This window comes from Micromonospora sp. NPDC051227 (assembly GCF_044455385.1).
Lineage (GTDB): Bacteria > Actinomycetota > Actinomycetes > Mycobacteriales > Micromonosporaceae > Micromonospora.
In genome coordinates this window covers 357,235-380,896 of sequence record NZ_JBITET010000001.1, presented here as the reverse complement: position 1 = coordinate 380,896, position 23,662 = coordinate 357,235, and the positions used below count along the sequence as shown (strand labels likewise).

The window sequence follows — 23,662 nt, the reverse complement described above, 5'->3', positions numbered from 1 at the left end:
TAGGCCGTCGCGGCCCGATCAGAACACCCCTGTCCCGCCAGCGGGCTCGGTCAACAGAACCAGCCGTCCTGCACCCACCCGCGCCGGTTGATGTGCCCGTAGGCGAAGCCGTAGACGTAGCCGCCGCTGCGGGGACCCTCGACCAGGAACGTCTGACCCTGGTAGAGGGTGCCCATCCAGGCGCCGACGGGCTGGGTGCGGACGAACAGATCGCTGGCGCACACCGTCTCACGTTGACCGATCGTGCCGTTGGCGGCCTGCGCGGGGGACGGCAGGGCCACGGTAGCGGCGACGATCCCTGCGAGCAGGCCGGCGAGGGCGTGACGTCTGATCACCATGAGTCGTACCCGCCGATGCACTCGGCGCGCAGGTAACCCCAGTCGTTCGGGCCGAAGTCGAAGGAAGCCGCCCACCCGTTGTAGACCGGGTGCGCCCCCGGCGTGTGGCCGATCTTGTTGCCGTAGGCCAGGGTGCGCTTGAGGCCAGTGGGTCCGCCGGCGGAGTCGTAGTTGGCGTAGAAGCTGGCGCTCTGGCAGACCACGATGGCGTGCCGTGGCACCACCGGGTCGGCCTGGGCCGGCGTGGCGCCCAGCGCGATCGTTGTCGCTCCGACGGCCAATGCGGCGGCCCTCGTGCGGATTCGTCGAAGCATGCCCACCTCCCGTGCGCCGAAACTTTCCTACCGGCGACCCTACCGACGAGGTTGATAAATGTCGATGGAAATGGGTGACCGAGCGGCTCCCGAGGTGCCTTCGGCGGCCCGCATATCCGGCGACCCGACGGGAAAGCGCGGGACGTCCGACAGCCCGAAACCGGAGCAGGAGACAAACATGCCTTTCATTACCGTGGGTACGGAAAACTCCGCGCCCATCGACCTGTACTACGAGGATCACGGTTCCGGTAAGCCGGTGGTGCTGATCCACGGCTTCCCGTTCAACGGTGCGACCTGGGAGAAGGAGACCAGCGCGCTGCTCAACGCCGGATACCGGACGATCACCATCGACCGGCGCGGTTTCGGCAACTCCGCCCAGCCGGCGTTCGGGTACGACTACAACACGTTCGCGGCGGACCTGGACGTGCTGATGACCGAGCTGGACCTGAACGAGGTGACCCTGATCGGTCACTCGATGGGCACCGGCGAGGTCGTCCGTTACCTCGGCAACTACGGCTCGCAAAGGGTGAGCCGAGCCGTGCTGCTGAGCCCGCTGCAACCGATGCTGGCCAAGGCGAGCGACAACCCGGAGGGCGTCGACCGGAGCCTGTTTAAGGGTTTCCAGGACGCCATCATCAAGGACCGGTTCGCCTACCTGACGTCCTTCTGCGACGCGTTCTTCAACCCGGACCAGAACATGGGCAAGCGGGTCAGCGAAGAGGCGTACCGGGCGCACTGGCAGATCGGCGCGATGGCCTCCGGTAAGGCCACCCACGACAGCGTGGACGCCTGGCAGGAAGACTTCCGCCAGGATCTGCCGAAGATCAACATTCCGGTGTTGATCGTGCAGGGTGACCAGGACCGGGTGCTGCCCTATCCGGTGACCGGTCAGCGGCTCGGGCCGATGATGCCGACCGGCACGCTCGTCACGCTCAAGGGCGCGCCGCACGGTATCCCGTGGACCCACGCCGACGAGGTCAACAAGGCGGTCCTGGACTTCATGAAGCAGCCGGCCAAGGCTCGCGCCTGACCCGTACCGGTAGCCGATCGGACGCCAGCGCCGTAAGGCGCCGCGACACCCGGCCCACGGTTCGCGCCGGGGCCGGGTGTCGTCGTCGGTCAGGGCCGGCGGGCCACCACCGCGCCGTTGGCGCCCGGCGCGTCGAACGGCACGGTACCCACGTCGACGAAGCCGGCGTCGGTGAGCCAGGCCGCGTACTCGGCGCCCGAGTAGTTCCGGCCGCCTTCGGTCTCGACCAGCATGTTCATCCCCATCAGGGCCGCCTCCGGCGGCCCGGTGCGTTCGTCGTTGAGCAGCAGTTCGCAGACGACGATCGCCCCGCCGGGCGGCAACGCCTCGTGGCACCGGGCCAGCAACGCCCGGTTCGTCGGCTCATCCCAGTCGTGCAGGATCATGCTGAGCAGGATGACGTCGTGCCCGTCCGGCAGCGCCGGGTCGGCGAGGAAGTCACCGCCCACCGCGTCGATCCGCCCGGTCAGGCCGGCCTCCGCGATCCGCTCCCGGGCCCGGACGCAGACGTGCGGCAGGTCCAGGACGGTCGCCCGCAGCTCGGGCAGGCGTCGGCAGAACTCGATCGGGAACGCGCCCGCCCCGCCGCCCACGTCGAGCAGCCGCCGGTGCGCGGAGAAGTCGTACGCGTCGGCCAACGCGCTGGCGGTGAAGCTGGACGTGGAGAACATCGCGTCCCAGAACTGCGCCAGCATGGCCGGGTCGGCGGTGTCGAACATCGACTGTTGGGCCTCCGGGTCCCAGGTCAACGGTCGATCCGTGCGCAGGGCCTCGCCGATGCGGTGCCAGGGCAGGTAGGTGCGCAGGTCCGAGTAGCGGACCTGCGCACCGAAGTAGTACGGGCGACCCTCGACCAGGAACTGCTCGGCCAACTCGGAGTTGCGGTAACCGTCGCCGGCCTTCTCCAGCAGGCCGAGCGACGCACTGGCGGCCAGCAGCAGGTCCGCGGGCCGGTCGGGCAGCCCGAACTCGGCGGCGGCCTGCTCGACGGTCATCGTCCGCCCGCCGGCGAGCCGGGTGAACAGACCGAGTTCAACGCCGGCTGCGAGGGTCTTGAACCCCCACACACCGGCCACCAGACGCATGAGGGGAGTCGGAGTGATCACCACGACATGAGACCACACATCACACGTTTCCACGATGGATGGTCACGCCCGGATCAGGCCCACTGCCGCCTACAGGTCCATCGCGTACACCCGGACCTGGCGGCCGGTGTCCGGCTGCACGGTCTCGCGTTCCAGCGACATGCCCAGCTTGACCATCACCCGCGCGGACGCCTCGTTGCCGACGACGTGGATGCTGACCAGCCGCCGCAGGCCGAGCTTGGCACGAGTGTGGGCGACAACGGCCTGGGCCGCCTCGGTGGCCAGGCCCCGACCCCAGTACGCGCGGCCGAGCCGCCAGCCGATCTCCACGGCCGGCATGATCTCGGGCAGGAAGGCCGGCACCGCCAGTCCGGTGAAACCGGCCAGCTCGCCGGTCTCCCTGATCTCCACCGCGTACAGGCCGAAGCCGCGCTCGTCCCAGTGCCGCTGATAGGTGGCCAGCCGCTCCGCGGTGGCGGCCCGGTCCAGGGTGCGGCCGTCATGGATGTAGCGCATCACCTCGGGCTGCGCGTTGACCGCGGCGAACCCGTCCAGATCATCGCTTCGCCAGCGGCGCAACAGCAGCCGCGGAGTCGTGAGGGACGTGGCAGCAGGGGAGCTTGTCAGGTCAGACACGTCCCCTTGTAGCACATCGACACCCACGGGGCGACTGGCTATCTCGAGGCGGGTCGGCCGGCCATCCGTCGGCCGACCCGCCGCCCGGCGAGGCTCACCAGGGCGCTGCCGACCGCCATCCCGACCAGCACCAGAATCGCCCCGACCACCCACAGCCCACTGTCGTCGGTCCCCGCGGCCCGCCACGACCAGACCGCCGTGAACGCCACAGTCATCACCGGTGCCACCAGCCACGGACTGAGCCGCGTCCCGGCGAGCGCGGCCAGCACCACGAGCGTCAGCACACAACCGATCACCTGCCACGGCTCGTACGGGCCGCTGCTCGCGCCGGTCTGCGCGTCGACCGTGTACCGGGTGTCCCAACCCAGCCAGAGGATCCACGCACCGACCGTGGCCGCCGCCAGGAACAGAACACCGAGCAGTGCGCGCGTACCCCTCGTCGCCGTCATCCGGCGATCATCCCCTGCCCGCCGCCCCACGGGAATACGGACCGGTATCCAGCCGCCGACCGGAGTGATCCCCATCGGACTGTTGCCTCGGTCGGTGGCGATCCTCTACGGTCTGCTCAGCGGTGGGCGGTGCGGTCCGCATCCGACCCGACACCGCCGGTTGCCCGTCGTGCGGGCCGGGATGGTGGAGTCCCGGGTCGCCCCGTCGGCGGTGACCCGGCGGTCGTGTGACTCCCAGTTCGTCCCCTCGGGTCCTGGTGCCCGGGCGGCTCCGCGTGGAGCCGACGGCGAGCCGGGGCACGCCGACCCACCGGGAGAGCCCGTGTTCCTCAGCCCGCACGAGCAGGACCGCCTGCTCGTCCACGTCGCGGCCGATGTCGCCCGCGCCCGCCGCCAACGCGGCCTGCGCCTCAACTACCCCGAAGCCATCGCGGTGATCACCGCGTTCCTCCTCGAAGGGGCCCGCGACGGCCGGTCGGTGGTCGACCTGATGTCCGCCGGCCGGGCGGTGCTCGGTCGTGACGACGTCCAGGACGGCATCCCCGAGCTGCTGAGGGAGGTGCAGGTGGAGGCGACGTTCCCGGACGGCACCAAGCTCGTGACGGTGCACCACCCGATCCCGTGATCCCCGGGGAGATCCTGCCGGCGGCCGACCCCGTCGAGATCAACGTGGGTCGTCCGGTGACCACAGTGCTCGTGGTCAACACCGCCGACCGCCCGGTGCAGGTCGGCTCGCACTACCACTTCGCCGAAGCCAACCCGGCGCTGTCGTTCGACCGGGGGGCGGCCTGGGGGCAACGGCTCGCCGTTCCGGCCGGCACCTCCGTCCGGTTCGAGCCGGGCATCAACCGCAGCGTCGACCTCGTGCCACTTGGCGGCGCACGCGTCGTGCCGGGCCTGCGCGCAGAGTGCGCGGGGCCGTTGGACCAGCCGCCGCACGCGGTCACGGCCGACGGGTCGCCGCGATGAGCGTCGTGCGGCGGGACCGCTACATCGACCTGTACGGGCCGACGACCGGTGACCGGATCCGCCTGGCCGACACCAACCTGCTGATCGAGGTGGAGACCGACCACTGCGTGGGCGGCGACGAGGCGGTCTTCGGCGGCGGGAAGGTGATCCGCGAGTCGATGGGGCAGTCCCCTGCCACCCGCGCAGAGGGGGCACTGGACACCGTCATCACCGGCGCGGTGGTGCTCGACCACTGGGGCGTGGTCAAGGCCGACGTGGGGCTGCGCGACGGGCGCATCGTGGCGCTCGGCCGGGCCGGCAACCCGGACACCATGCCCGGTGTCCTCCCCGACCTGGTCATCGGCCCGTCGACCGAGGTGATCGCCGGCAACGGTCGGATCCTCACCGCCGGCGCGGTCGACACCCACGTGCACTTCATCTGCCCGCAGATCGTCACCGAGGCACTGGCCAGTGGCATCACCACGATGGTCGGCGGCGGCACCGGGCCGGCCGAGGGGACCCGCGCGACTACTGTCACCCCGAACGCCTGGCACCTGGCCCGGATGCACGAGGCGCTGGACACCATGCCGGTCAACGTGCTGCTGCTCGGCAAGGGCAACACCGTCTCCAGCGAGGCCCTGTGGGAACAGTTGCGAGCCGGTGCGGGCGGTTTCAAGCTGCACGAGGACTGGGGCACCACACCGGCGGCGATCGACGCCTGCCTGCGGGTGGCGGACGCGTCCGGGGTCCAGGTGTCGATCCACACCGACACCCTCAACGAGGCCGGGTTCGTCGCCGACACCCTGCGGGCGATCGGTGGACGCGCGATCCACTCGTACCACACCGAGGGAGCCGGTGGCGGGCACGCACCGGACATCATCACAGTGGCCAGCGAACCGAACGTGTTGCCGTCATCGACCAACCCGACCCGGCCGTACACGGCCAACACCCTGGCCGAGCACCTGGACATGTTGATGGTCTGCCACCACCTCAACCCGTCCGTTCCGGAGGACCTGGCCTTCGCCGAGAGTCGGATCCGACCGTCCACGATGGCCGCCGAGGACCTGCTGCACGACCTCGGCGCGATCTCGATCATCGGCTCCGACGCACAGGCGATGGGCCGGGTCGGCGAGGTGATCATGCGGACCTGGCAGAGCGCCCACGTGATGAAGGACCGGGTCGGCGCGCTGCCGGGCGACGGGCCCGCCGACAACCACCGGGCCCGACGGTACGTGGCGAAATACACCATCTGCGCGGCGATGGCCAACGGGCTGGAACGGGAGATCGGCTCGGTCGAACCGGGCAAGCTCGCCGACCTGGTGCTCTGGGACCCGGCGTTCTTCGGCGTCCGACCGCACTTGGTGCTCAAGGGCGGCATGATCGCGTACGCCCAGATGGGCGACGCCAACGCCTCGATCCCGACACCGCAGCCGATGCTGCCGAGGCCGATGTTCGGGGCGTACGGCGCGGCGGCGGCCGCCACCAGCCTGGCCTTCGTGGCCCCGGCGGCCCTCGACGCCGGGCTCCGCCTGGACGTGCGTCGCCGGGTGGTGCCGGTGAGCGACGTACGGTCGCGGGGCAAGGCCGACCTGCCGGAGAACAACGCGATGCCGCGCATCGAGGTGGACCCGGACACCTTCACGGTACGGATCGACGGGCAGGTGGTGGAGCCGGACCCGGTGACCCGGCTGCCGATGGCCCAGCGGTACTTCCTGTTCTGATGGCGACGCCGAGCCTGCTGTTGTTGTTGGCCGACGGACGCTTCCCGGCCGGGGCGCACGCGCACTCGGGTGGTCTGGAGGCGGCCGTCGCCGCCGGCCGGGTCACCGACCTGGCCTCGTTGGAGGCGTTCCTGGCCGGGCGGTTGGCCACCGCCGGTCTGGTCGGCGCGGCGTTCGCGGCGGCCGCACACCGAGCGTCGGCGGCCGAGACCGCCGCTCGGTCGGGGGCGCTGGCTCGGCTCGACGCGGAGCTGGACGCGCGTACCGCCGCCCCGGCGTTGCGGGCGGTCTCGCGCCGACAGGGCCGGGCGCTGCTGCGGGCCGGCCGGGCCATCTGGCCGGACGCCCCGTTCGCCGACCTGCCCGCGACGCCCGGTGGCACACACCAACCGCTGGTGCTCGGGCTGCTCTGCGCCGCGGCCGGGCTGTCCCGCGTCGAGACCGCCACGATCGCCGCGTACGGGACGCTGACCGGGGCGGCCAGCGCCGGCGTACGTCTGCTCGGCCTCGACCCGTACCAGGTCCAGGCCCTGCTGGTCGGCCTGGCCGACGCCTGCGACGGCACTGCCGCCGACGCGGCGCGGGCCGCCGATGACCCACCGGAGCGGCTGCCGGCCGCCGCTGCTCCACTCGCCGACATCCATGCCGAAATCCATGCCACCTGGGAGGTGCGTCTCTTTGCGTCCTGACACCGTTGAGCCGAGCGCTGTGCCCGCCGTCGAACCGACCACGCCGTCGCCGGCCACCCCACCCCACGACGAGACCGTTCCGCACACCCATCCGGAGCCGGGGGTGGACCCCCATCCGCCGTTGGCGCGTGCCGGCCGTGCCCTGCGGGTCGGCATCGGCGGCCCGGTCGGTTCCGGCAAGACGGCCCTGGTTGCCGCGCTCTGCCGTGCCTTCGCCGACGAGTTGCGGCTCGGCGTGGTGACCAACGACATCTACACGACCGAGGACGCCGACTTCCTCCGGCGGGCCGGTGTGCTGGACCCGGCCCGGATCCGCGCGGTGGAGACCGGTTGCTGCCCGCACACCGCGATCCGCGACGACATCGGCGCCAACCTGGACGCCGTCGACGAACTGGCCGAAGCGGTGGGTCCGTTGGACCTCGTCCTGGTGGAGAGCGGTGGGGACAACCTGACCGCGACCTTCAGTCGGGGGCTGGTCGACCGGCAGATCTTCGTGGTCGACGTGGCGGGCGGGGACAAGGTGCCCCGCAAGGGCGGGCCGGGGGTCACCGCCGCCGACCTTCTCGTGATCAACAAGACCGACCTGGCGCCGATGGTGGGTGCCGATCTCGCCGTCATGGATCGCGACGCGCGGGCCCGGCGCGGAGACCTCCCGACCCTCTTCCTGTCCATCGTGGGAGACCCCACTGCCACGTCGGTAGCGGACTGGATCCGGCACGAGTTGGCTCACCACGCCGCAGTGCACCCACTGGCCGTGCCGGTCGGCCCGGCCTGATGCGAGCGCTCGCTCGGCTGGTCGCCCGGACCGACGGTCGGGGTGGCACGGCCCTGGTCGAGCTGCACGGCGAAACGCCGTTGCTGCTGCGCCAGACCCCGACCGACGGTGGTGTCGCCACGGTGCACCTCGTCGGCGGGGCGGCCGGGCCGCTCGCTGGCGACGATCTGCGCCTGGAGATCGAGGTCGGCGCGGGTGCGGCGGTCCGGGTGCACAGCGTCGCCGCGTCGATCGCCCTACCGGGTCGCGCGGGTGCCGTCTCCCGGATGGCGATTCGGGCGGTCGTGCACACCGGTGCCACGCTGCACTGGCTTCCGGAACAGTTGGTCGCGGCGGCCGGCTGCGCGCACCTCGCCGAGTCCCGGATCGAGCTGGCCGCCGGTGCGAGCCTGCGGTGGCGCGACGAGCTGATTTGCGGCCGGTACGGCGAGGCGCCCGGCGGCGCCGTCGTGCACACCCAGGTCGACTACGCGGGTCGACCACTGCTGCGCCAGTCCCTCGCGGTGGGACCGCACGCGCCGGGCTGGGCCGGCCCGGCGGTGCTCGGCGGTGCTCCGGCCACCGGATCACTGCTGGTGGTCGACCCGTCGCAGCCCGCCGAACCTCCGACGGTCAAGGGCGGCGTCGCCCGGTTACCGCTGGCCGGCGGCCCAGCGGCACTGTGGACGGCCACCGCTCCCGACGCGCACACCCTGCGCGCCCACCTCAGCGTCTAGGAAGCCGCTGCCGAGTCGTCTGCCGGTCCTGAAGGGATTGACCTCGGCCACCGAGGCCGTTCCCGAGGTCAGGTTGGTGCGGAGAACGACGGCGTCGGCCCGGCGGACACTCTCAAGAGCGTGATGTCGGTGAGTCATCATGATGACTCACCGACATCACGCTCTCTGCCGTATGGGGTGCGAGGGCCGGCCGCGCCCACTGCCGCGCCGGACGCCCGGAAGCCGGGAAGCCGGGGGAGCGGGGAAGGGGGCGGTGGTCTGGACCGACCGCGTCGGCGTGTTCCCGCTGACGGGTCGGGTCGAGGCGGCCGATCAGGTCGTCGAGGCGGCCGATCAGGTCGGCCGCCTGCTCCACGCCCAGTTCGGCGATGCTGGCTCGGACTCGTTCGTCCAGGCGGGCGTGCTCGCGGCGGCCCCGAGCGGTCAGGTACGCCCGGATGCGTCGGCGGTCGATCGGATCGATCCGACGGAAGACAAGGTTGCGGTCGACGAGTTGGTCGACCAGCTTGGTGAGGGTGCCCGGCGGCAGTGACGCCTCGACGGACACCTCGCTCATCGGGTGACCCTGGCCGTCGGCGAGCAGGCAGAGCACCCGCCATGCCTCGATGCTGATCGCGTCGTCGGCCAGAATGGCGCCCAGCCGGCGGGAGAGCAGCCGTTCGGCGCGGGTGAGCGAGCGCAGCAGGTCGGCTGGCGCCCCGGGCACGTCCGACATGTAACTCCCTGGTCCGGTGACCCTGTCATGGTAGCGAGTCGTCCCGGTCAGTGGTGAGTGCTGGTCTTCCGTCGTGGGCCGGACAATCATGTGCTCATGTCCGCGCCGGCACCGCCGTGGCTGACCGTCGACCGTGCCGTGGTCAGCATCGCGCTGGTCTACCCGATGCGCGGGCCAGCCGGCATGTTCGGCCCCACCTGTGAGCTCTGCGCGCAGCTCGCGGTCGAGGAGATCAATCGGTGCGGTGGCGTGCTTGGCCGGGAGGTTCGCCTGGTGCCGGTCGACGGTGGCGCACCGCCGGCCGAAGTGGCCGCCGAGGTCGAGGCGTTGGTGTCGGTGGGGGCCGTGCAGGGGGTGACCGGGTGGCACCTCTCCTCGGTGCGCCAGGCGTTGGCGCCCCGCGTCGCGCACCGGGTGCCGTACGTCTACACCGCGCTCTACGAGGGCGGCGAACGCACCGAAGGGGTCTTCCTGACCAGCGAGACACCCGATGCCCAGCTGTGGCCCGCGATGCGGCTGCTCGCCGGGGAGCAGGGCGTGCACCGCTGGTTCGTGGTGGGCAACGACTACGTGTGGCCGCGCCGTACGTCGCGGGCGGCCCAGCGGTACGCGCTGCGCGGCGGTGGGCAGGTGGTGGGCCGGCACTTCCTGCCGTTGGACGCGCACGACTTCACCGAGGTCCTGCGCCGCATCGAGCACAGTGACGCGGACGCGGTGTTGATGCTGCTGGTCGGTGCGGACGCGGTGCGGTTCAACCGCGCGTTCGCCCGATCCGGCCTGGATCAGCGCTGCCTGCGGCTGAGCACCCTGATGGACGAGAACATGCTGCTGGCCAGCGGTGCCGGCGCGACCCGGAGGCTGTACAGCACTGCGGGTTTCTTCGCCGGGCTGGTCACCCAGGAGAATCTCGACTTCCACGGCGAGTTCGCGCGGCGCTTCGGGATGGAGGCGCCGCCGCTGGGCAGCCTGGGGGAGTCCTGCTACGAGGGCGTCATGCTGCTCGCCGCGCTGATCGGCCAGGCCCGCACCCTCGACGTGCGGGCCATCGAGACGGCCGCCGACACGGTCGCCTACCACGGGCCGCGTGGGCGGTTGCGGCTGCGTCAGCGGCACGTCCGGCAGCGCATCTACCTCGCCGAGGCCGACGGGCTCGACTTCACAGTGCTCGCCCAGCTCTGAACCCCGCACTGCCAGTCGGCCCACCCGACCCTTGACAGCGCCACCCAACACCGTCCTAAGATGCTTCCTGCGTGAAGTATCTGGCCACGGGGTCAGATCTCACCATTGCGTGCCCACCGTCGGCGGATTCGTCCGTCGACCATTGTGGTGGCACTTATCCTGCGTCTTTCCCAACGGCCGACACCGTTTCCTCCCCAACGGTGTCGGCCGTTTTTCGTGCGCGCCCTGACGGTCCTTCGGAAACAGTCAATTAAGGACCGGGAAACACCCGCGCAATCATGCCGGTCGACGCTTTCGGTGCCCATATCCGATCCGGTGCCCTGCGCGGCGTCCACCCGCCGACCCTGGCATCGCCCACGTCAGCTCCATCGGACCGCACCGACCGTCCTTTCGCCACTTGAGTGCACCGCAGGGAGAGTAGATGTCAATATTCCGGGGCCGCCGCATCCTGGCGGGTGCCATGACCCTGGTCGCCGCGGCCGCGATGACCGCGTGCGGCAGCAAGACCACCGACGAGGGTGGCGCGACCGGCGTGACCGCCGACGTCTCCGGCGACACCGTCAAGGTGGGCCTGCTCAACTCGCTCTCCGGGACCATGGCGATCAGCGAGGTCACCGTCCGCGACTCCATCATGCTCGCCGTCGAAGAGATCAACGCGGCCGGCGGCGTCCTCGGCAAGAAGATCCAGCCGGTCGGTGAGGACGGCGCCTCGGACTGGCCCACCTTCGCGGAGAAGGCCGAGAAGCTCATCTCCGAGGACCGGGTGGCAGCCGTCTTCGGCTGTTGGACGTCGGCCAGCCGCAAGGCGGTCAAGCCGGTGTTCGAGAAGAACAAGGCGTTGCTGTTCTACCCGGTGCAGTACGAGGGACTTGAGCAGTCGCCCTACATCTTCTACACCGGCGCGACGACCAACCAGCAGATCGTTCCCGGGCTCGACTATCTCAAGTCGCAGGGCGCGAAGTCGGTCTATCTGGTCGGTAGCGACTACGTCTTTCCCCGAACCGCCAACAAAATCATCAAGGCATACGCCACGGCGAACGGGATGACCGTGCTGGGTGAGGATTACGCGCCGCTGGGCTCCACCGAGTTCGGCACCATCGTCAACAAGGTCAAATCGTCCGGCGCGGACGCGGTGTTCAACACGCTCAACGGTGACAGCAACGTGGCCTTCTTCAAGGAGTACAAGTCCGCGGGCCTGAGCGCCGCCGCGATGCCGGTGGTGTCGGTGTCGATTGCCGAGGAAGAGGTCAAGGGCATCGGCACCCAGTACCTGGAGGGCCAGTTGACGGCCTGGAACTACTACCAGACCACCCCGGGCGCGGCGAACTCGAAGTTCGTGGCCGCGTACAAGGCGAAGTACGGCGCGGACAAGCCGACCAGCGATCCGATGGAGGCCGCGTACGTCGGCGTGCACCTGTGGAAGGCGATGGTCGAGAAGGCCGGCGCCTTCGACGTGGAGAAGGTCCGCTCCGCCTCGGACGGGATCACCTTCGACGCGCCGGAGGGTCTGGTCACCGTCGACGGCAAGACCCAGCACATCTCCAAAACCGCCCGGATCGGCAAGATCGGCGCGGACGGCCTGATCACCGAGGTGTGGAACTCCGGCAAGCCGGTCGCGCCGGACCCGTACCTCAAGACCTACCCGTGGGCGAGCGGCCTGAGCTGACGACGCCGGCCCGGGCGGAACGCGTTGCCGCGCGCTCCGCCCGGGCCACCCGACCAGCAGTTCGGAGTACCCACCGTGACAGTCCTCTTCGGTCAACTCTTCACCGGCATCAGCATCGGCGCGGTGCTGCTGCTCATCGCGCTCGGCCTCGCGCTGACCTTCGGCCAGATGAACGTGATCAACATGGCGCACGGTGAGTTCATCATGGCCGGCGCGTACACCACCTACGTGCTGCAACAGAGCATCACCGGCGCCGGCCTGTCGCTGGTGGTCGCGCTGCCGGTGGCGTTCGTGGTCGCCGGCACCATGGGTGTCCTGCTGGAGGTGCTGCTCATCCGCCGGCTCTACGCCCGGCCACTGGACACCCTGCTGGTCACCTGGGGTGTGTCACTGATGTTGCAACAACTGGCCCGGGACATCTTCGGCAGCCCGAACGTGCAGACCCGCGCGCCCGAGCTGCTCACCGGCAACGTGGCGCTGCCCGGTGGGCTGACCGTCGCCAACAACCGGCTGTTCATCCTGGCCCTGGCGCTGGCCGCCGTCGCGGTGCTCACAGTGGCGCTGCGCCTCACCCCGCTCGGGCGTCGTATCCGCGCGGTGGTGCAGAACCGCGACCTCGCCGCCGTGTCCGGCATCGCCACCTCCCGGGTCGACCGGACGACCTTCTTCCTCGGCTCCGGCCTGGCCGGGCTCGCCGGGGTGGCCCTCACCCTGCTCGGCCCGATCGGCCCGACCATGGGCACCAACCTGATCATCGACGCCTTCCTGGTCGTCGTGGTCGGCGGGATCGGCCAGCTCAAGGGCAGTGTGATCGTCGCCTTCGCCCTCGGCGTGCTCCAGGCCACCGGGGAGTACCTCACCACCCTCAGCGTCGCCAAGGTGATCGTGTTCGTGGCGATCGTCGCGTTCCTCCAGTGGCGGCCACAGGGCCTGTTCACACTGCGGACCAGGAGCCTCGCATGACCGCCGTCACCCCTGCGCCACCGAGCACCGCCGTCCGCCCGGCGCCTGCCGGCGCCGTACCACCGGGTCGGGCCGCCGGCCGCTCGCGGCTACGGACGCTGGCCGGCTTCGCGTTCGGCGCGGCGCTGCTGTTCGCCGTCGCCCCGCTGGTGCTGTCGGACTTCCGGTTGGCGTTGCTCGCCAAGTATCTCTGCGTCGCCATGGTCGCTGTCGGCATCGGGATCGCCTGGGGCCGGGGCGGGATGCTCACCCTGGGCCAGGGGGTCTTCTTCGGCCTCGGCGGCTACGCGATGGCCATGCACCTCAAGCTCGCCGACGCGGGCCCGGGTGGGATGCCCGACTTCATGCAGCTGTACGGGCAACTCGACGAGCTGCCGCTGTGGTGGCGGCCGTTCGCCAGCCCGTGGTTCGCGCTGCCCGCCACGGTGCTGCTGCCGATGGCTGTCGCCTTCGGGCTCGGCTCGTTGGTCTTCCGTCGCCGGGTCCGCGGCGCGTACTTCGCCATCCTCAGTCAGGCGCTGGCCGCCGCGATGGTGATCCTGCTGATCGGCCAGCAGGGCACCACGGGCGGCACCAACGGACTCACCGACATCAAGGGCTTCTTCGGCTACGACCTGGACGACCCGGTCAACCAGCGGATGGTGTACTTCATCATCGCCGGGACGCTGCTGGCGTTGCTCGCGCTGACCCGTCAGCTCATCCACAGCCGTTACGGCGAGCTGCTGGTGGCGGTCCGCGACGGTGAGGAGCGGGTCCGCTTCCTGGGCTACGACCCGGCGTCGGTCAAGCTGGTGGCGTACGTGGTCGCGGCGGGCATGGCCGGGCTGGCCGGGGCGCTGTTCGTGCCGGCGGTGGGCATCATCTCGCCCGCACTGATCGGCATCGTCCCGTCGATCGAGTTCGTCATCGGCGTCGCGGTGGGCGGCCGGGCCACCCTGCTCGGGCCGGTGCTCGGCGCGGTGGCGGTGGCCTGGGCGCGTACCGCCCTCTCCGAGCGGTTCCCGGGCACCTGGACGTACCTTCAGGGTTTGCTCTTCGTGGTCGTGGTGGCGTTCCTGCCCGGCGGCCTGGCGTCGCTGTGGGCCTTGGCCCGCCGCCGCGACGTCGCCGCGCCGCCGCTGCGCCGGGGGTGGTTGTCGCTGGGCCGACGACGCGCCGAGCGGACGGAGGTGCCGGCGGCATGAGCGGCGAGCGGTTGGACGGGTTGTCCGTCCGTGACGTGCGGGTCAGCTTCGACGGCTTCACCGCAGTGGACGGCGTCTCGTTGGAGGTGCCCGCCGGTGACATCCGCTTCCTGATCGGGCCGAACGGCGCCGGCAAGACCACACTGGTCGACGCGATCACCGGCCTGGTCAAGGCCACCGGCTCGGTCCGGTTCGGTGACGAGGAACTGCTCGGCCGGCCGGTGCACCGGATCAGCCGGCTCGGCATCGGGCGGACCTTCCAGACCTCGACGGTCTTCGAGGAGCTGTCGGTGTTGCAGAACCTCGACATCGCGGCGGGCGCCCGGCGCAGCTGGGCGACCCTCGTCCGCCGCCGCCGGGGTGTGCCCGACGAGATCGCCGCCGCGCTGGAGACCATCGGTCTGGCCGAGCGGGCCGCGGACCTCGCCGGGACGCTCGCGCACGGCCAGAAGCAGTGGCTGGAGATCGGCATGCTGCTGGTGCAGGACGCGCGACTGCTGCTGCTGGACGAGCCGGTCGCCGGGATGAGCCACGAGGAACGCGACGCCACCGGCGCCCTGTTGGAGACGGTGAGCCGGGATCGCACTGTCGTCGTGATCGAGCACGACATGGACTTCCTGCGTCGGTTCGCGCGCAGCGTCACAGTGCTGCACGCCGGCCGGGTGCTCAGCGAGGGCACCGTCGCGCAGGTCCAGGCGGACCCGAGCGTGCAGGAGGTCTACCTTGGCCACCCGGTCGACGCCGGGTCGGCCCGCACCGGCCTGGAGGCATGATGCTGACGCTGCGCGGGGTGCACGCCGGGTACGGGCGATCCCGGGTGCTGCACGGGGTCGACCTCGCGGTCCCGCCCGACGGGGTAGCTGCCGTGCTCGGGCACAACGGTGCCGGCAAAAGCACCCTGCTGCGGGTCGCGGCGGGGCTGCTGCGCCCGAGTGCCGGCACCGTCGAGCTGGACGGCGAGGACATCACCCGCGCCGGGCCGCACGAGCGGGTGGCGCGGGGGATGGCGTACGTCCCGCAGGGCCAGCAGTGCTTCCCGCACCTGACTGCGGCGGAGAACCTGCGGTTGGTCGCCGACGGCCGGCGCGACGGGGCGGTGGCCACGGCGGAGGTGCTCGATCTGTTTCCGGCGTTGCGCCAGTTGCTGCGGCGTCGGGCCGGGCTGCTCTCCGGGGGTCAGCGTCAGCAGTTGGCCATCGCCCGCGCCCTGATCACCCGGCCGCGGCTGCTGATGCTCGACGAGCCGACAGAGGGCATCCAGCCGTCGGTGGTCGCGGAGATCCAGGAGCGGATCGTCGAGTTGACCCGGCAGTCCGGGTTCAGCGTGCTCCTCGTCGAGCAGCACCTGGGCTTCGCGCTGCGGGTGGCGGACCGCTACCACGTGCTGGAGTCCGGTCGGGTCACCTCGCACGGCGACGGGGGTGTCACGGCCGAGCGGGAGGTCCGGGCGGCCCTGGCGGTCTGAGCCGGCGAGACGGTGGAGCGGTCAGGTCGTCGGCGCGGGCCCGGTCGAGTCGCGGACGACCAGCAGGTGCCCGGTGGGGCGGCGGCGAGGGCGTGTCGTGCGTGGCTTGAGCGCGAGGGTGAGTGCCGTGCGGCCCATCTCGGTCATCGGCAGGCGGATGGTGGTGAGGCTGGGTGCGAGGTCGGCCGCCACGGAGACGTCGTCGAAGCCGACCACTGACATCCGCGCGGGCACCGGCACGCGGCGGGACCGCAACGTCGACAGCACGCCCATGGCCATCGCGTCGTTGAGCGCGATGATCGCCGTCGTCTCGGGATGGTCGTTGAGGATCTGCTCGGCGGCGGCGCGCCCACCGCCGCGGGTGAAGTCGCTGTGCACGACGGCGAGGTCGGCGGGGGACCGCCCGCGCTCCCGCAGAGCCGACGACACTCCGGCCAGCCGGTCGGCGACGGTGGTGAGGCCGGCGCTGCCCGCGGCGACCGCGATCCGCCGGTGGCCGAGATCCATCAGGTGCTGGGCGAGCGCGTGGCCGCCGGCCTCGTTGTCCGGCAGGACGGCGTCGACGCCGAGCGCGTGTCGTCCGATGGCGGCGGCCCGTCCGCCGTGGTTCTGGAACGCGGCCAGCTCGGCGCGCGCCGCGCTCTCCATCCGGGGATCGTCGTAGCCGGAGCCGCTGATCAGGACGATGCCGACCCGCTGGGCGATCAGGTGGCGCAGCTGTTGCAGCTCGTAGTCGGGGTCGCGGCCGGACTGGCAGATCTGCACCAGCAGCCCCTGCTCGGAGGCGAGCTGGATGACCCCGGCGGCGATCTCTGAGAAGTACGGGTCGTCGACCTGGTGGACGATCAACCCCACAGTGGAGGTGGCCCCGCTGGCCAGGGTGCGGGCGTACGGGTTGGCCACGTAGCCCAGCTCACGGGCGACCTGCCGGATCCGGTCGGCCACCTCGGCGCTGACCCCGTCGCGGCCGGCGAGGGCGCGGGAGGCGGTCGCCAGCGAGACGGCGGCGTGTTCGGCGACGTCCACGAGGCGCGGCCGTTGGCTGGCCCTGGGCATCGGCAACCCTCCGGAAACATTCATGCCATCCGATCTGTTGCGAGTGGCATCGATCGAAGCCTAGGGTACGTAAGCGCTTACGTAAGCGCTTACGTGACCGGCATCCGGCATGCCGCGAAACGAGGTGACAGCCATGTCCAGGGCCCGACGAGCGGCCGTCTCCCTCCTGGCGATCGGCGCACTGACCGGCGCCAGCGCGCCACCGGCGCAGGCGGATCGGAGCATCTCGTCCGACGTCCATCCGGCGCTGCGCGCGCACCTGGTCGCCGCGTACGACTTCGACCACCCGGTGCCCGGCGACCCCGCGCTGGAACGCGACCAGGGGCGTTCCGGCACCGAGATCGAGCTGATCAACGGCGGCACCGCCATGCGGGTGCCGGACCGCGCCTACCGGGGCAGTCGCAACGCGGTGCAGACCCGGCAGGTCGCCCCCGCCGTCGCCGGCAACGACGACTGGAAGGCCGGCACCTGGTCGGCCAACGGAGTGCGGACACTGCGTGCCTTCAGCGCCACCGCCGGCACCACGGTCATGGGCTGGTTCAAGCTGAACATGGACAGCCCGCTACCCAACTCCACCACCGCCGACCCGGACGACAGGTACAACGCTATCGGCCTGGCCGGAGTGCTGACCGGCGACTCCGACGGCCACGGCGTCCGCGCCCTGCTGGAGCTGATCGACGTCGACGGGGAGTTGCGTCTCGTCGCGCTCGGCCGGCGGCTCGACGGCGGCAACTCACAGACCTTCGCCGCCACCCGGGACTGGCGCGAGCTGCTGCCGGTGGGGGAGTGGGCGCACCTGGCCGCCACCTTCGACTTCAACACCGGCGCGCTCGCCCTCTACCGCAACGGCGAACCGGTGGACGGCTTCTACACCCGCGCCGACGACCCGTGGCTGGTGTCCGGGCCGGGCCCGCACGTGACCACCGCGTCCGACCCCCGGGGCATCAAGATCGGCGGCAGCTTCCCCCAGGACACCCTGGAACGCAACCCGTGCGACTGCCGAATGGACGGCCTGATGTTCCTCGACAGTGTGGTCTCCGCGAACGACGTGCGGAGGCAGTACCGCAACCTTGCCCGCTGACCACCCTCGGCACCGTCCCACCGAGAAGGAGACACGCGTGCGCACCCTGCACCGCCGCGCCGGCACCGTCCGCCGGCCCACAGTGAGGGCCGGTCTCACCGCCCTCGTGCTGATCCTGTCCACACTGGTAGCCACGCCCGCGCGCGCCGCCGACGCGGTCTACGACCCGATCCCCGAGATGCCGGTCCAGTCCCGACTGGGGCTGGTCCTCAGCGAGTACGCCAGCTTCCCGCAGTCGTACCCCACGCCGGCGCCGACCGACGCGCGGCTCATGCGTACCGCGCGGATCAACACCATCATGGAGGTGCCCGACGGCTCCGGCCGGCGGGCGGTGCCCGACCTCAACGGCAGCCTCTACCTGGTCGAGGGCGGCGTGCCGCACGTCTACCTGGACGTGGCTGCGACGTTCGCGCCGCGGTTCTTCTCCGGTCGTGGGCTCGGCCAGGGCTTCGGGTACGTCGCGTTCCACCCGGAGTTCGGGGTGAACGGCCGGTTCTACACCATCCACACCGAGTTGGCGTCGACGACGACCGCCATTCCGGACTTCGCCCAGCCCAACACGCTCTTCCACGGCGTCATCACCGAGTGGACGGCGACGGATCCGGCCGCCGCCACCTTCGCCGGTACGCACCGGGAGGTGCTGCGCATCGGCTTCGGCGGCCAGGTACACGGCATCCAGGAGATCAACTTCAACCCCACGGCCAAGCGCCACGACCGCGACTACGGCCTGCTGTACCTCGCCGTCGGCGACGGTGGCCAGGGCGCGCGCAACACCGACCCGCAGAACCTTGCCCTGCCGCACGGCAAGCTGCTGCGGATCGACCCCCGGGGCACCAACTCCGCGAACGGGCGCTACGGCATCCCGGCCGGGAACCCGTTCGTCGGCCGGGCCGGCGCGCTCGGCGAGCTCTACGCCGTGGGTTTCCGCGACCCGCACCGGTTCAGCTGGGACCGGGCGACCGGCCGGATGTACCTCGGGCACATCGGTGAACACGCCGTCGAGGCCATCTACGAGGTCCGCGCCGGGGACAACTTCGGCTGGAGCGAGCGCGAGGGCTCCTTCGTCTTCGACAAGGCGGCCACGAACCCCTGCGACCGGCTGCTCCCGCTGCCCGCCGACGACGACAGGTACGGCTACACCTATCCGGTCGCCGCGTACGACCACGACCCCGCCGCCGGTTGGAACTGCACAGACGATGTCGGTGTCGCGGTGGCCGGCGGCTTCGTCTACCGGGGGCGGGCGCTGCCCGCGCTGCGCGGCAAGTACGTCTTCGGCGACCTGGTCGACGGCCGGGTGCTCTACACCGAGGCCAACGAGATGCGCCGGGGCCGAGGGCTGGCCACGATCCACCAGCTCGCGCTCTTCGACGCGGCGGGCACCCCGGTCCGGATGCGCGACCTGTCCGCGCCGGGCGCGCCCGGTGACCCCAACCGGGTGGACCTGCGCTTCGGCACCGACGCCGTCGGTGAGCTCTACGTCGTCGCGAAGGCCAACGGAAAGGTGTGGAAGGTGACCGGTGCCCGGGAGTTCGCCAGCGGTGACGTCGGGGACGTCACAGTCCGCCGCACCGCCGGGGCGGCGAACTGGGCGCCGGTGACGCCGGCGAAGTGGCAGTTCACACACGACCAGGTCATCCTGGCCGAGGCCGGGGAAAGTCGGCCGGGCCCGCGCCGGCCCTTCGAGTACGCCGTGCTGACCAACGGCCCGGCGTGGTCGTCGGTGCAGGTCGACGCCCAGGTACGGCTCGACACACCGGTGGAGGTCACCAACCGGGACGTGATCATCGTCTTCGGCTGGCGCTCGGACACCGAGTTCTACTACGCCCACCTCTCCACCGACAACACGATCTATCCGCACAACGGCATCTTCAAGGTGGACAACGCCGACCGGGAGCGCATCGACCACCAGTGGAACGGCCGCTCCCGGGGCGCCAACCCGGCGATCACCGATGCCCGGTGGCACCGCGTCCGGGTGGTGCACCTGCCGGCCACCGGCGAGATCGCCGTCTACGTCGACGGGCACCGCGACCCGCTGCTGACCGCGAAGGACACCACGTTCGGTTCAGGACGCGTCGGCTTCGGCTCGTTCGACAACGTGGGCCGACTGCGCAACCTGACCGTCACCGGCACACCGGCCTGAACCGGGGGCGCGGTGGGGACGACGGCGCTCATGCCGGCGTCCCCACCGCGCCATTCGTCGACCTGCCCCGGTGGACCCGGTCCGGTTCGTAGACTTCCTGCCATGCCGGAGATCGTCGAGTTGCTGGCCTCGCCCGTGCACCGCTTCCTGGGCCGGCCCGCCGAGGGCCCGGCCCCGGCCCCGCCCGGCGAGCTGGTCGACGCCGTCCGGATCCGGGCCGGCCTCGGCATCGTCGGCGACCGGTACTTCGGCCAGCAGGCACACCGCGACGCCAGCGTCACCGTCATCGCCCAGGAGTCGCTGCCGGTCGGCATCGGCCTGGCCGAGGTGCGGCGAAACATCCTCACCACCGGGATCGCGGTGGACGAACTGATCGGCAGGGTGCTGGTGCTGGACTCCGGCGACGGCCCGGTCAGCCTGCGGGTCAACCGGGCGGCCCGACCGTGCGCCTGGATGGACGTCACCGTCGGCCCGGGGACGTGGAAGGCGCTGCGCACCACCGGCGGCATCCGCTGCACACCCCTCAACGACGGCACCCTGCGCGTCGGCCCGATCGACGCCGTCGTGAGCTGAGGAAAGGGCTCGACGCCAGCACTCCCGGACCGGCATGGTGTACGTCGACCTGACCGGCGCCGTCCCTTGACCCGGCTGGCGGATTCGGCGAGGTGACGCTCTGGCGAGCTGGTGCGTGGTAGAACCAAACCGCTCATCGGCTCGCAGGTCTCCGGGCAGCCGGGGGCAGTGCCGGACGGGACCTCATCCGAACAGAGGTGGTGCGTTGAACCTCGAGCTGCGGCAGCTCATCGAGGAGCTGCGAGCTGAGCTGGCCGATCTGCCGGACAGCCTGGCCTACGCCGAGTTCGGCGAGGGGGCGGCCATCGACGCCGTACCGGCGTGGCTCCCGGCCGACCTGCGGGACCTCCTGCTGGTGGCCGACGGACTGCGGGCGGGTCGGGTCGAGCTGGCGTCCTCGTCGACCCTCGCCGGGATGCAGTACCACCTGGACTACGCGCCGGACTTCTCGTCCATCCCGCAGGACCGGGCGGGCTGGCTGGTGGTCGGCGTCCGCAGCGACGAGCCGATCTTCATGGACCGTGGCACGGGAGCGATCTGGTACTTCCCACCGAACGGCACCGAGTGGTTCATGTCCGACGCGTTCGAGGAGCTTGCCCCCGACGTGGAATCCTTCGTGGACTACTACCTGCTCGGGCCGGGCTACGCCGACCTGACCCCCGCCGACGACCGGTGGTTCGCGTTCCTCGACGAGCAGGGTCTGCTCGACGATGACGACGAGGACGGCAGCTGAGTCAGACCGGGCTGATGTGTGCGGCCAGGACCCGCCAGCCGTGCGGGTCGTCGTGGACCCACGTCCGGGTGTAGCGCAGCCGCGCAGCGAACGGCGCCCCCTCGAAGACCCCGGACACCCGGCCCAGGAAGAACGTCACCCCCGTCGCGCCGACGACGAGCAGGTCCAGCTCCTCCTCCACCAACTCCTCAACGACCGAGCGGCGGTCCCGGTGGGCGGCCAGGTCATCCTGTTTGCTGTGGGTACGCCCATCAGGACCGATGGCGATCAGCTGGTCGACCAGCAGCTGATCGAGGGCGGCGACGTCGCCGGCCCGTTGGGCGGCCTGCAGGGTGCGCTCGGCGTCGAGCAGCTCGGCCTCGCGTGCGCTGTCCGGCATCGTGGCGTCCTCCCGTTCGGGTCCGACCCGGTGCCACAGTCGGCCCGGGCTGTCCGCATTGTGGCAGCCAACCTCGCCTGGGCGGGTGGGGATCGCCGCCGATGTTCACAGACCCAGGCGAATCCGTACGGCGGTCTCCCCGGGGCTGGTGAGCACCGCGACCTCGTCACAGATCTGCTCCACGATCGCCAGCCCGCGACCCCGTACCGAGTCGGCGGCCGGCATGCTCCGGCCGAACGCCCGCGTCGGACCCTGGTCGACCACGTCGCAGAACAGCTGACCCGGCTCGGCCCAGAGCCGTACCCAGCCGCCGCCGGTGGTGTGCTGCAACGTGTTGGTGGCCAGCTCGCTGACCGCCAGCGTCAACAGCTCCACCCGCTCGGTCGACAAGCCACGGGCCAGTGCCGCGGCGCTGACGAACGCGCGCAGCGCTCGTATGTCGGTCGCGACCTGATACGCCATGGTGTCCGCGGCGTGGGTGGGGACACTCTGCTCGGCCACGGTCTCCCGTCGCTCGCCCGGCATCAGCCCGCCCGGTGCGGCTGCCCGGGCCAGCGGCACCGCGTTCCGCGCGGTTGCCGTGGGCGTGCGAGCCTCGAAGTGCGCCATCGGGCAGCCGGAACCCTTCTCGTAGCGACAGCTGGTGTCGCCACATCATGTCATCCATCGACCCCTTGACCGTCTCGTCCGTTCGGCGGTTGATCACCTGCGGGCCGGCCCGACCAGCCTCGTCGGTCCGTAGGGGTCAGGAAGCCGGGTGGAAGGCGATCGACTCGGTCAGCTGCCGCACTGTTGACCAGGACGTCCAAGCTTCCGAACGTGTCCACGGCAGCGGGGCGGGCGGCGGCGGGGTCGTTGACGTCGAGGGCCACCCCGCGGACCTGGTCACCGTGGCGTTCCCCTCGTGTCGGTGGACCAACTCGGCGTCAGGGGCGGATGTCCAGGGCGTCGACAAGCCCGTCGCGCAGCGTGAACCGGTACCGCAGCTCGATCGGGCTGCCGGGGAAGTCACCGGACACCCGGGTGATGGCCAGGTACGAGTCGCCCGCCTGCGACGTGACCCGGACCGGCTCGGCGGTGTACGAGTAGGCGTCCATCGTCTTCTGTCGCCAGGCGCGGATCGAGGCCCGCCCGTCGTACAGGCGGTCCTCGTCGGCGACGCTCGCGGTGTCCGCGAAGCAGGCGACGAAGGCGTCCAGGTCCCGGTCGTTGACGGCCCGGAAGTACCGGTCGATCACGTCGGGCAGGTCGAGGGCCATCTGCTCCTCCTGCGGCACGGGCCGCCGTCGGGCAGCCGTCGGGTTCCCGGTCCGACCTCACGGTACGAGAAACGGACCGTGCCGCGCGGGGCAACAAGCAGAACCATCCCGCTGTCGCTGGCGGGTTTGCCGCCGGTGGGCCCGGGTAGCCACGCGTTTCCGAAAGCGAAGGGCGGGGGCATGGCCGAGCTGGCGTTCGTCGACAAGGTTGCGGCACGGGCGGGTCTCCCGGCGGAACAGGCACGCCCGCTCACCGAGGCGGTCCTGCGGACCCTCACCGAGCGGCTCAGCGGCGGGGAGGCGGGCGCTTTGGCCCCCCACCTGGCCGACGAGTTGAGCCCGCTGCTGGTCAAGGCCGCCGAGCCGCCGGAGACGTTCGGCTACGACGAGTTCCTGCGCCGGGTGGCCGACCGCGCCGGGATCGACCGCCCGGCTGCCGAGCGGGGCACCCGCGCGGTGCTCCAGACGATGCACCGGGTGGTCGGGCACCGGGAGTTCGAGGACGCCCTGGCCCAACTCCCGGCGGATCTGCGGGCACTGGCGCAGCCGCTGCCGCACGGCCCCTGAC

28 protein-coding genes are annotated in these 23,662 nt (G+C 71.3%); 18 read left to right on the top strand and 10 right to left on the bottom strand.

What is annotated here, in order from left to right:
* Nucleotides 1–50 precede the first annotated feature (50 nt).
* Nucleotides 51–338 (bottom strand): hypothetical protein, encoded by a 288-nt coding sequence (locus ACIA47_RS01840; RefSeq protein ID WP_112672921.1) that lies wholly within the window; start codon nt 336–338, stop codon nt 51–53.
* Entirely contained in the window at nt 332–652 is a 321-nt protein-coding gene (locus ACIA47_RS01835; RefSeq protein WP_396704624.1) for a hypothetical protein, read from the bottom strand. The genes ACIA47_RS01840 and ACIA47_RS01835 overlap by 7 nt, the downstream gene beginning before the upstream one ends.
* A gap of 178 nt (nt 653–830) precedes the next feature.
* Here ACIA47_RS01835 and ACIA47_RS01830 point away from each other — a divergent pair, with 178 nt between their 5' ends.
* Nucleotides 831–1,682: an alpha/beta fold hydrolase gene (locus ACIA47_RS01830; protein ID WP_203121355.1), complete on the top strand. Its 852-nt coding sequence runs from the start codon at nt 831–833 to the stop codon at nt 1,680–1,682.
* An 89-nt stretch (nt 1,683–1,771) separates the two neighbouring features.
* Here the strand turns inward: ACIA47_RS01830 and ACIA47_RS01825 are convergent, their stop codons facing one another.
* From ACIA47_RS01825 to ACIA47_RS01815, 3 genes are all read right to left on the bottom strand, one after another.
* Nucleotides 1,772–2,788 carry a methyltransferase gene (locus ACIA47_RS01825; RefSeq protein ID WP_396704621.1) on the bottom strand — a complete coding sequence of 339 codons (1,017 nt, stop codon included), beginning with the start codon at nt 2,786–2,788 and terminating at the stop codon, nt 1,772–1,774.
* Nucleotides 2,789–2,857: 69 nt separating this feature from the next.
* Nucleotides 2,858–3,403 carry a GNAT family N-acetyltransferase gene (locus ACIA47_RS01820; protein WP_396704619.1) on the bottom strand — a complete coding sequence of 182 codons (546 nt, stop codon included), beginning with the start codon at nt 3,401–3,403 and terminating at the stop codon, nt 2,858–2,860.
* Nucleotides 3,404–3,441: 38 nt separating this feature from the next.
* On the bottom strand, nt 3,442–3,852 hold the full coding sequence (locus ACIA47_RS01815; protein WP_396704617.1) for a hypothetical protein: 411 nt from the start codon (nt 3,850–3,852) through the stop codon (nt 3,442–3,444).
* Between the two features lie 322 nt (nt 3,853–4,174).
* Here ACIA47_RS01815 and ACIA47_RS01810 point away from each other — a divergent pair, with 322 nt between their 5' ends.
* The 6 genes from ACIA47_RS01810 to ACIA47_RS01785 are packed head-to-tail and all read left to right on the top strand — an operon-like array spanning nt 4,175 to nt 8,701.
* Nucleotides 4,175–4,477 carry an urease subunit gamma gene (locus ACIA47_RS01810; RefSeq protein WP_203121361.1) on the top strand — a complete coding sequence of 101 codons (303 nt, stop codon included), beginning with the start codon at nt 4,175–4,177 and terminating at the stop codon, nt 4,475–4,477.
* The gene (locus ACIA47_RS01805) at nt 4,474–4,821 is read left to right on the top strand and encodes an urease subunit beta (protein ID WP_203121358.1); all 348 of its coding nucleotides are present in this window, start codon (nt 4,474–4,476) and stop codon (nt 4,819–4,821) included. Before ACIA47_RS01810 ends, ACIA47_RS01805 begins: the two co-directional genes overlap by 4 nt.
* A complete protein-coding gene (locus tag ACIA47_RS01800; RefSeq protein WP_396704614.1) occupies nt 4,818–6,521 on the top strand; it encodes an urease subunit alpha in 1,704 nt (567 codons plus the stop codon). Before ACIA47_RS01805 ends, ACIA47_RS01800 begins: the two co-directional genes overlap by 4 nt.
* Nucleotides 6,521–7,210, top strand: coding sequence for an urease accessory protein UreF (locus ACIA47_RS01795; protein WP_396704611.1), 690 nt, complete (start codon nt 6,521–6,523; stop codon nt 7,208–7,210). Before ACIA47_RS01800 ends, ACIA47_RS01795 begins: the two co-directional genes overlap by 1 nt.
* Nucleotides 7,200–7,985, top strand: a complete 786-nt coding sequence (ureG, locus tag ACIA47_RS01790) for an urease accessory protein UreG (protein ID WP_396704609.1) — start codon at nt 7,200–7,202, stop codon at nt 7,983–7,985. Before ACIA47_RS01795 ends, ureG begins: the two co-directional genes overlap by 11 nt.
* Complete coding sequence (locus tag ACIA47_RS01785; RefSeq protein ID WP_396704606.1) at nt 7,985–8,701, top strand: urease accessory protein UreD; 717 nt, start codon at nt 7,985–7,987, stop codon at nt 8,699–8,701. The genes ureG and ACIA47_RS01785 overlap by 1 nt, the downstream gene beginning before the upstream one ends.
* Before the next feature lie 112 nt (nt 8,702–8,813).
* Here the strand turns inward: ACIA47_RS01785 and ACIA47_RS01780 are convergent, their stop codons facing one another.
* Nucleotides 8,814–9,416 carry a MarR family winged helix-turn-helix transcriptional regulator gene (locus tag ACIA47_RS01780; RefSeq protein ID WP_396704604.1) on the bottom strand — a complete coding sequence of 201 codons (603 nt, stop codon included), beginning with the start codon at nt 9,414–9,416 and terminating at the stop codon, nt 8,814–8,816.
* A gap of 96 nt (nt 9,417–9,512) precedes the next feature.
* On the opposite strand from ACIA47_RS01780, the gene ACIA47_RS01775 reads away from it, so the two are divergent.
* The 6 genes from ACIA47_RS01775 (at nt 9,513) to urtE (ending at nt 15,873) form a co-directional block, all read left to right on the top strand.
* On the top strand, nt 9,513–10,595 hold the full coding sequence (locus tag ACIA47_RS01775) for a substrate-binding domain-containing protein (RefSeq protein ID WP_396704601.1): 1,083 nt from the start codon (nt 9,513–9,515) through the stop codon (nt 10,593–10,595).
* Nucleotides 10,596–11,016: 421 nt separating this feature from the next.
* A complete protein-coding gene (gene urtA, locus ACIA47_RS01770; protein ID WP_396704599.1) occupies nt 11,017–12,261 on the top strand; it encodes an urea ABC transporter substrate-binding protein in 1,245 nt (414 codons plus the stop codon).
* A gap of 75 nt (nt 12,262–12,336) precedes the next feature.
* Nucleotides 12,337–13,224, top strand: a complete 888-nt coding sequence (gene urtB / locus ACIA47_RS01765; protein ID WP_396704597.1) for an urea ABC transporter permease subunit UrtB — start codon at nt 12,337–12,339, stop codon at nt 13,222–13,224.
* Nucleotides 13,221–14,408, top strand: a complete 1,188-nt coding sequence (gene urtC / locus ACIA47_RS01760; RefSeq protein ID WP_396704595.1) for an urea ABC transporter permease subunit UrtC — start codon at nt 13,221–13,223, stop codon at nt 14,406–14,408. The genes urtB and urtC overlap by 4 nt, the downstream gene beginning before the upstream one ends.
* A complete protein-coding gene (urtD, locus tag ACIA47_RS01755) occupies nt 14,405–15,181 on the top strand; it encodes an urea ABC transporter ATP-binding protein UrtD (protein WP_396704593.1) in 777 nt (258 codons plus the stop codon). Before urtC ends, urtD begins: the two co-directional genes overlap by 4 nt.
* The gene (gene urtE / locus ACIA47_RS01750; protein WP_396704591.1) at nt 15,181–15,873 is read left to right on the top strand and encodes an urea ABC transporter ATP-binding subunit UrtE; all 693 of its coding nucleotides are present in this window, start codon (nt 15,181–15,183) and stop codon (nt 15,871–15,873) included. The genes urtD and urtE overlap by 1 nt, the downstream gene beginning before the upstream one ends.
* A gap of 21 nt (nt 15,874–15,894) precedes the next feature.
* On the opposite strand, the gene ACIA47_RS01745 is transcribed toward urtE, so the two are convergent.
* Nucleotides 15,895–16,929 carry a LacI family DNA-binding transcriptional regulator gene (locus tag ACIA47_RS01745; protein WP_396704589.1) on the bottom strand — a complete coding sequence of 345 codons (1,035 nt, stop codon included), beginning with the start codon at nt 16,927–16,929 and terminating at the stop codon, nt 15,895–15,897.
* A gap of 133 nt (nt 16,930–17,062) precedes the next feature.
* Between ACIA47_RS01745 and ACIA47_RS01740 the strand changes: the two genes are divergently transcribed.
* From ACIA47_RS01740 to ACIA47_RS01725, 4 genes are all read left to right on the top strand, one after another.
* Nucleotides 17,063–18,010 carry a LamG-like jellyroll fold domain-containing protein gene (locus tag ACIA47_RS01740; protein ID WP_396704587.1) on the top strand — a complete coding sequence of 316 codons (948 nt, stop codon included), beginning with the start codon at nt 17,063–17,065 and terminating at the stop codon, nt 18,008–18,010.
* Between the two features lie 37 nt (nt 18,011–18,047).
* Nucleotides 18,048–20,150 (top strand): PQQ-dependent sugar dehydrogenase, encoded by a 2,103-nt coding sequence (locus ACIA47_RS01735; RefSeq protein WP_396704585.1) that lies wholly within the window; start codon nt 18,048–18,050, stop codon nt 20,148–20,150.
* A gap of 102 nt (nt 20,151–20,252) precedes the next feature.
* Complete coding sequence (locus ACIA47_RS01730; protein ID WP_396704583.1) at nt 20,253–20,723, top strand: molybdenum cofactor biosysynthesis protein; 471 nt, start codon at nt 20,253–20,255, stop codon at nt 20,721–20,723.
* Between the two features lie 205 nt (nt 20,724–20,928).
* Complete coding sequence (locus tag ACIA47_RS01725) at nt 20,929–21,456, top strand: SUKH-4 family immunity protein (protein WP_203122697.1); 528 nt, start codon at nt 20,929–20,931, stop codon at nt 21,454–21,456.
* 1 nt (nt 21,457) lies between these two features.
* On the opposite strand, the gene ACIA47_RS01720 is transcribed toward ACIA47_RS01725, so the two are convergent.
* The 3 genes from ACIA47_RS01720 to ACIA47_RS01710 all read right to left on the bottom strand — a co-directional run bounded on the left by ACIA47_RS01720 (nt 21,458) and on the right by ACIA47_RS01710 (nt 23,094).
* On the bottom strand, nt 21,458–21,835 hold the full coding sequence (locus ACIA47_RS01720; RefSeq protein WP_091398883.1) for a nuclear transport factor 2 family protein: 378 nt from the start codon (nt 21,833–21,835) through the stop codon (nt 21,458–21,460).
* A 105-nt stretch (nt 21,836–21,940) separates the two neighbouring features.
* Complete coding sequence (locus ACIA47_RS01715; protein WP_238411358.1) at nt 21,941–22,444, bottom strand: ATP-binding protein; 504 nt, start codon at nt 22,442–22,444, stop codon at nt 21,941–21,943.
* A gap of 317 nt (nt 22,445–22,761) precedes the next feature.
* Entirely contained in the window at nt 22,762–23,094 is a 333-nt protein-coding gene (locus ACIA47_RS01710; RefSeq protein ID WP_396704580.1) for a nuclear transport factor 2 family protein, read from the bottom strand.
* A gap of 180 nt (nt 23,095–23,274) precedes the next feature.
* On the opposite strand from ACIA47_RS01710, the gene ACIA47_RS01705 reads away from it, so the two are divergent.
* Nucleotides 23,275–23,661 (top strand): DUF2267 domain-containing protein, encoded by a 387-nt coding sequence (locus ACIA47_RS01705; RefSeq protein ID WP_396704578.1) that lies wholly within the window; start codon nt 23,275–23,277, stop codon nt 23,659–23,661.
* Nucleotide 23,662 lies beyond the last annotated feature (1 nt).